The following is a 6,593-nucleotide window of genomic DNA, read 5'->3' as shown; positions in this document are numbered from 1 at the left end:
TTGTAGGTGAAAAACGAAGCCTTGGAGGGGATGACGCGGTATTTTTATGGCCGTAGTATACGGAGGCCAAAAAAATAAATGCCCAAAAAAAAGGGAAAGAACCTAAAGCTCCTTCCCCTTTAATATATTTTATTGAATTACTTCTTAAGCGATATTTTCAATCACCATTGCAGAAGCACCACCACCACCGTTACAGATACCAGCAGCTCCAATTTTACCATTGTTTTGTTTCAATACATTGATCAAAGTAACCAAGATACGAGATCCTGAAGAACCAAGTGGGTGACCTAAAGCAACCGCACCACCGTTCACGTCAACCTTGTTTGCATCAATTCCTAAGATTTTAGTGTTTGCTAAACCTACTACAGAGAAAGCTTCGTTTAATTCCCAGAAATCAACATCATCGTTAGATAAACCTGCTTTTCCTAATGCGATAGGCAATGCTTTTGCTGGAGCAGTTGTAAACCATTCTGGCTCTTGTGCTGCATCTGCGTAAGCAACGATTTTTGCGATCGGCTTCAATCCGTGCTTTTCAACCGCCTCTTTAGAAGCTAAGATTAAACAAGAAGCTCCGTCATTTAATGTAGAAGCGTTAGCTGCAGTTACTGTTCCGTCTTTTTGGAAAGCTGGACGCAAGCTAGCGATTTTATCCATTTTTACGTTCTTGTATTCCTCATCTTCAGCAACGATGATAGCGTCACCTCTTCTTTGTGGAACTTCTACAGGAACGATTTCGTCAGCAAATTTACCTTCTGACCATGCTTTAGCCGCTTTTTCGTAAGAAGCAACTGCGAAAGCATCTTGCTCTTCTCTTGAGAAGTTGTGCTCAGCTGCACATTTCTCTGCACAGTTCCCCATGTGAGTATTGTTGTAAACGTCTGTTAAACCGTCTTTAACCATTCCGTCTACCATTTTGATATCTCCTAATTTTGTAGCAGATCTACCTTGAACGTAGTGAGGAACTGAACTCATGTTCTCCATACCACCAGCAACAACGATGTGGTTGTCACCCGCAATAATACTTTGCGCTGCAAGGCTAACCGATTTCATTCCAGAAGAACATACTTTGTTCACTGTAGTACAAGGAACGTTTTCACCTAAACCAGCTCCCATTGCCGCTTGACGTGCAGGTGCCTGACCTAAGTTTGCTTGTAATACGTTACCCATAAATACTTCATCAATCAATTCTTTGGCTACACCACCTTTGTCTAAAGCACCTTTAATAGCTGTTGCTCCTAATTGTGTTGCTGGAACACTAGATAAAGCTCCAAGGAAGCTTCCCATTGGCGTTCTTACCGCCGAAACAATATATACTTCTTTCATGTTTTTTAATTTCGATTTTTGCGAAAATAATAAAACTAAATGGTACCCCTAAGTAAAATACGCGTAAGTTATCGACAAAGAGGCACTTTATGCACTACCCTCTATTAATAAATACTATGCATAGCATGTCAAATGTTGAAGAAAAATTGGCATTTTTGAAAGATAAAACGAAGATTATGAATAAACTTTTTACACTTACAGCAGTGTTTGCATTTGCGCTAGGCGCATTTGGTGCAGAAAATGACACTGTTCAAAAACCGTTGAATCCAGATTGGAAATTAAAATCTTTATTTGGGCTGAACTTGACACAATCATCTTTTACAAATTGGGCTGCTGGCGGTAGAAATAACTTATCGGGGTTAGGATTCGCCAATCTCCAAGCCAATTATAAAAAAGATAAGATCAAATGGGATAATCGTTTAAATTTTGCCTTAGGTGGAATTCAATATTTGGATGATGTAGAGGGAGATATGCTGCAAAAAACAGATGACGTTATCGACTTCCAGACCAACTTTGGCTATGGTTTAAAAGACCCATGGTACATTACGATTTTGGGAGGCTTTAAAACACAAACCTTAAACGGTTTTACTGCTGCAACAGACTCTTTATACTCTTCTACATTCATGGCTCCAGGATACGTGAACCTATCACTGGGGATTGAATATGCTCCCAATGATAAATTCAATGTATTTGTTTCGCCAGTATCTTCTAAAATGACCTTTGTACGCGACCAAAGATTGGCCAATGCAGGTGCATTTGGTGTAGAACCGGGCTTATTTGATATCAATGGTTTATTGATTACACCAGGAGAACAGTTTAGATTTGAACTGGGATCTTATGCAAGAATTCTTTACAACAAAGAATTGATGGAAAATATACAGTTGAAGTCAAGACTTGAACTATTCTCTAACTACATGAATAACCCGCAAAACATTGATGTAAATGCAGAGGCAATTATAACCTTTAAGGTGAATTCTTGGTTCTCAGCCTCAGTTCAGGCGAACTTAATATATGATGATGACATTACGATTAGAGATAAAAATGGAAACTCTGGACCTAGAACTCAATTTAAACAAGTGATAGGAGTTGGATTAGCATACACCATGGCTAATTACAGAGAGAAAAAATAAAATATTCAACGCATGAAAAAGCCCCGAGAAAACTCGGGGCTTTTTTATATTCAAATGTTTGGCTCTCAACTTACTTTGCCATTACTCAGAAGGGCGCCAATTGAGCAGCTTAATTTATGCTATCGCTTTAAAGTGTTTTTCAATTCATGTATTTCAGCCTGTAAGTGTTTCATCGTTGCCAACAGCTCCCCTTCTTCTAATTTTACATCTGGTAATTCTGGAGATATGTAGTTCACGAATTTCCACATTTCCACAATTTGATTCACGTGAACGTAATATGGGTCATAATTTAAATTGGTAGAACACAATTGGTAAGATTGTTTTTCTTCCAAATGATTGTTTACAATTTTAAACACAATTCCATCATCTTTGGTTACGACGATACATGGAGTTCCTGACTTTATAGTAGCCCAGTTTTGGATAAACTCGGCCACAACAAATGAACCTGGTCCAACAGGAGGCATGCTATCTCCCTGAATGGGGAAAGACCTATATTTCCTATTTTTAGATAAAAAAGGTAAAGAAAACGTAGGCAACACTTTTATGTAATCTGGGTCTGCATACCCCGTTGTATACCCAGCCCTAGCCTTTTCTGGAATCATTTCTATGATTTCTTCATTGTCTGCAGTCAACACTGTAGTTAATACTCTCAAATTTTTCCCTGAAACATCAGCGTACAAACCTTTTTCCACTGAGCTCAAAGCAGATTCATTCATTTTAGAAAAATCCTTTTTGATTAAATCGTCAAGTGGAATGTGAAAGTACTTGGAAATATTAATCAAAGTTTCAATACCGGGCTCTGCCACTCCGTTCTCATAGCCACTGTAGGTAGAGCGCGTCAAACCTAGCTTTTTAGAAATATCCTCTTGTGATTGTTTCTTAAGTTTACGTAGTATTTTAAGATTTTGACCTAAATGCATGATGAGTTTATTAGCGAATAATTGACTGAATTTCAATCAAAGATACAAATAAACTATTAAAATCCCATCAGAGAAACGCTTAATTATTTGGCAACAATTGGTTTACCTACCATTTTAGCATAAACAGCAGTGAATTTCGCACCTAAGAAAATAATTTGAGAAGAATAAAACATCCATGTTAGAATTACCATCAGCGTGCCAGCGAAACCTACGTTGGCAGCGAAAAAATAATTCACCAAATAGAATTTAATCAAAAGGTGACCTAAATAAAGTAGTATAGAGGTAAACAAACTCCCTCCCCAAGCTAACTTCCATTTTACAATACCATCGTGTAGATATTTGAAAATGAAAGCAAAGAGAATAACGTTTACCAAGATTAATGATCCATGTTCTACGATGAGATAAAATACAGATCGTATTCCACTACCCGATGCGATGAACTGATCGGTTAAAGAAAAAATAATGGTTTGGGTAAAATAAGTAACGATAAGACAAACCCCAAACAAAGACAATATTCCAAAACTAACAGCTCTAGAAATTAAGGTTTGGAGTACGAAATTCATGTTCTTTTTTGGTGTAATATCAAAGAAGTTATTAATCGAATTACGCAAGGCATTAAGCAATGCGGTCGATGAAAACAACAACACTACAATACCCACGACTTTTAACACAAAATTTCCTTGGGCAATGTTGAGCTCCTCAACAAAATTCATGATTCCACTTACATCTGAGATTCCTATGTTCTGTTGAAGAACATCTTTAATAATCTCCAAGATAACTTCCTCTCCTACTACACTTCCAAAAATGGTAATAGCCAAGTAAACAATAGGTACCAGCGCAAAAATAGCGTAGTAAGCTAATGCAGCACCATGCATAAAATTATCTGCATTAATAAACTCTTTGAGACTGGTTTTACTCAATTCGAAAATTTCTTTCCAACTGAGTTTCCTTACTTGATCTTTAGACATAACAGGTGTTTAGTTCTTTTAAATCTTTTTCAGAATACAGTACAATTTCATCCTCTCCACACTGAAAGTAATTTGCAAAATAAGCACCTCTGAAATCAGCGTATTGATAAGCTATTTCTATTTTATTTTTGAATTCTTCAGATTTTTCCAGACTGTAAGCTTTTGGCCTAAAGAAATAGTTTTTTCCTTTCACCTCAACAACATTACATTCTCCAAAAAAAGAAGCTTCAAAGTAATCTTTGGGTGAATTATAAACCGTAATGGGCTCTCCCCTTTTTTTCAATTTATGATCGTAGAAAAAGTAAAGGGTATCGGCCCAGCTCAATGCTTCTTCGCCTTCGTGAGTCACTAAAATAACACTCATTTTACGAATTTCACAGAGCTTTTTAATGTAGCGACCAACCTTACGACGCAAGTGAATGTCTAAGTGAGAAAAAGGTTCATCTAACAAAAGTAACTTCGGTTCTTTTGCCAAGGCTCTGGCCAATGATAAACGCTGACGTTCCCCTCCTGATAATGTGATAGCCTGTTGTTTGGCCACCAAGTTTAGGTCTAATAAATCCAACAACTCTTGTACAAATTCATCGCGTTGTTGCTTGGGAAGATTTAATATGATATTTCGGATGTTTTCTTCTGAAGTATGATAGTCATCTAAAGCAAAGTCCTGATTCACTAAAGCAATTTCATCATGCCCTGCAATTAATTGTTCAAAAAGACCGAGTACCTTTTCTCCGTTTATTTTAATCTTCCCCTCCTTAGGCTGCAATAAACCTCCTATACATTGTAAAAAAGTAGATTTTCCAGAACCTGAAGGTCCTACAACTGCAGCAACCTCACCTTCCTCAACCTTCATGTTAAGTCGAGTAAAAGTATCTGGATTGTCGGGGTAGCTAAATGAGAGATCGGTAATTTTAAGCATATTCTAAGATCAAATTTTTAGGGTAATCTTGCGAGGCAATATACACACCCGGTATAGGGTTTGCCAAAGGTTCGTAATCCTTTAAGTATACTTTCAAGATTTTAGCATCCTCTTCTTCATCTATCGTATAATGGTCAATTATAGAGCTTGAAACCGCAAAGTAAGTTCTGGTTTCATCTTCTCCCAAGGCTTCGAATAAAGTCATATTCGGCACTGCTTCATTAAAGGCTTCACCATTCGGTAATTCTCCTTGTAATGGATACTCCCCTTCGAATACATCAAGTTTTGCTATTGCATTTTTTAAACTTAATGCATCTTCCCACTCATACTTTCTATTGTTTTCAGATTCATCTCCATTGTGATGTGCCTCTGCATATTCTGGTGAAAAATCTATGTTTAACAAATAAAAATGTGCCTTTAATTTCATACGGATGCTTTCTATTTTATCTCTAAATTAATTATTTTCTCTTAGTGCTAGCAAAGTTAATTTCTTTCTTTCATTCTCTACCTCTAATTACAGGGAAGAAAAGAAATAACTGTACATATTTTTAATTCACGATGATTATTTCATAAGATTTAAGCGCAAAGCAGCGCCAGATGCAAGGCAATTTCTATTTTAGTCGGCTCATAACACATACACGCAAGAAAAGATGAAAAATATCGCCATACGCAAGTCGAAACTAGATGCCATTAAACGAAAGCATCCATGGATTTTTTCAGGAGCCATATTAACGGATACTTCTGAATACCAGGACGGAGAATTGGTAAGGTGTGTAGATCCCTACGAAAACTTTTTGGCCATTGGTCATTTTCAACCGGGTTCTATCGCTGTGCGTGTATTAAGTTTTGAAGACCTTGAAATCAATCAAGAGTTTTGGAACCAGCGTATTAAAAATGCCGTAGAACTGCGCCGTACGCAAGGTTTAATTTCAGAAGACAACCAAATTTGTAGATTGGTACACGGTGAAGGAGACAACCTTCCAGGACTAATTATCGACTACTACAACGGTGTGGCAATTTTCCAGGCACACGCAGTAGGGATGTATTTATCGGCAGAAAATATCGTAGAAGCTTTAAAAGTAGCTTTGGGAGATGATTTAAAAGCTGTTTATTCGAAATGTAAAGAAACGCTACCCAACCGAGTAGACGTGGAAAATGAATATTTGTTCGGAGATGTTGCCGTTCCACATATCGCTAAGGAGAACGGAATTCCCTTTTCTATCAATTGGATTTCTGGACAAAAAACAGGGTTCTTTATCGATCAACGTAACAATAGAAAGTTATTAGCGAACTATTGTAAAGGCAAAAAAGTACTCAATACCTTCTGTTATTC

At 37.1% G+C, this 6,593-nt stretch carries 6 protein-coding genes and 1 pseudogene; 2 read left to right on the top strand and 5 right to left on the bottom strand.

Features of this window, described 5'->3' with window-relative positions:
* Positions 1-144 precede the first annotated feature (144 nt).
* Positions 145-1,323, bottom strand: coding sequence for an acetyl-CoA C-acyltransferase (locus R3333_RS11455; RefSeq protein WP_318958917.1), 1,179 nt, complete (start codon positions 1,321-1,323; stop codon positions 145-147).
* A gap of 176 nt (positions 1,324-1,499) precedes the next feature.
* Between R3333_RS11455 and R3333_RS11450 the strand changes: the two genes are divergently transcribed.
* A complete protein-coding gene (locus tag R3333_RS11450; RefSeq protein WP_318958916.1) occupies positions 1,500-2,453 on the top strand; it encodes a DUF3078 domain-containing protein in 954 nt (317 codons plus the stop codon).
* Positions 2,454-2,572: 119 nt separating this feature from the next.
* On the opposite strand, the gene R3333_RS11445 is transcribed toward R3333_RS11450, so the two are convergent.
* The 4 genes from R3333_RS11445 to R3333_RS11430 form a co-directional block, all read right to left on the bottom strand.
* The gene (locus R3333_RS11445; protein ID WP_318958915.1) at positions 2,573-3,373 is read right to left on the bottom strand and encodes a helix-turn-helix transcriptional regulator; all 801 of its coding nucleotides are present in this window, start codon (positions 3,371-3,373) and stop codon (positions 2,573-2,575) included.
* An 83-nt stretch (positions 3,374-3,456) separates the two neighbouring features.
* The gene (locus R3333_RS11440; protein WP_318958914.1) at positions 3,457-4,341 is read right to left on the bottom strand and encodes a YihY/virulence factor BrkB family protein; all 885 of its coding nucleotides are present in this window, start codon (positions 4,339-4,341) and stop codon (positions 3,457-3,459) included.
* On the bottom strand, positions 4,334-5,260 hold the full coding sequence (locus R3333_RS11435) for an ABC transporter ATP-binding protein (protein ID WP_318958913.1): 927 nt from the start codon (positions 5,258-5,260) through the stop codon (positions 4,334-4,336). The genes R3333_RS11440 and R3333_RS11435 overlap by 8 nt, the downstream gene beginning before the upstream one ends.
* Positions 5,253-5,687: a hypothetical protein gene (locus tag R3333_RS11430; RefSeq protein WP_318958912.1), complete on the bottom strand. Its 435-nt coding sequence runs from the start codon at positions 5,685-5,687 to the stop codon at positions 5,253-5,255. The genes R3333_RS11435 and R3333_RS11430 overlap by 8 nt, the downstream gene beginning before the upstream one ends.
* 223 nt (positions 5,688-5,910) lie before the next feature.
* Between R3333_RS11430 and R3333_RS11425 the strand changes: the two are divergent.
* Positions 5,911-6,593, top strand: a pseudogene (locus R3333_RS11425) (class I SAM-dependent methyltransferase); the annotation flags it as partial.

It is taken from the genome of Lishizhenia sp. (assembly GCF_033720595.1).
GTDB lineage: Bacteria > Bacteroidota > Bacteroidia > Flavobacteriales_D > Crocinitomicaceae > Lishizhenia.
This window is presented reverse-complemented; position numbering and strand designations above follow the sequence as displayed.

Excerpts from the sequence above, each read along its gene's own strand:
- R3333_RS11455 (WP_318958917.1), bottom strand. The coding sequence starts at position 1,323 with ATGAAAGAAGTATATATTGTTTCGGCGGTAAGAACGCCAATGGGAAGC.
- R3333_RS11450 (WP_318958916.1), top strand. The coding sequence starts at position 1,500 with ATGAATAAACTTTTTACACTTACAGCAGTGTTTGCATTTGCGCTAGGC.
- R3333_RS11445 (WP_318958915.1), bottom strand. The coding sequence starts at position 3,373 with ATGCATTTAGGTCAAAATCTTAAAATACTACGTAAACTTAAGAAACAA.
- R3333_RS11440 (WP_318958914.1), bottom strand. The coding sequence starts at position 4,341 with ATGTCTAAAGATCAAGTAAGGAAACTCAGTTGGAAAGAAATTTTCGAA.
- R3333_RS11435 (WP_318958913.1), bottom strand. The coding sequence starts at position 5,260 with ATGCTTAAAATTACCGATCTCTCATTTAGCTACCCCGACAATCCAGAT.
- R3333_RS11430 (WP_318958912.1), bottom strand. The coding sequence starts at position 5,687 with ATGAAATTAAAGGCACATTTTTATTTGTTAAACATAGATTTTTCACCA.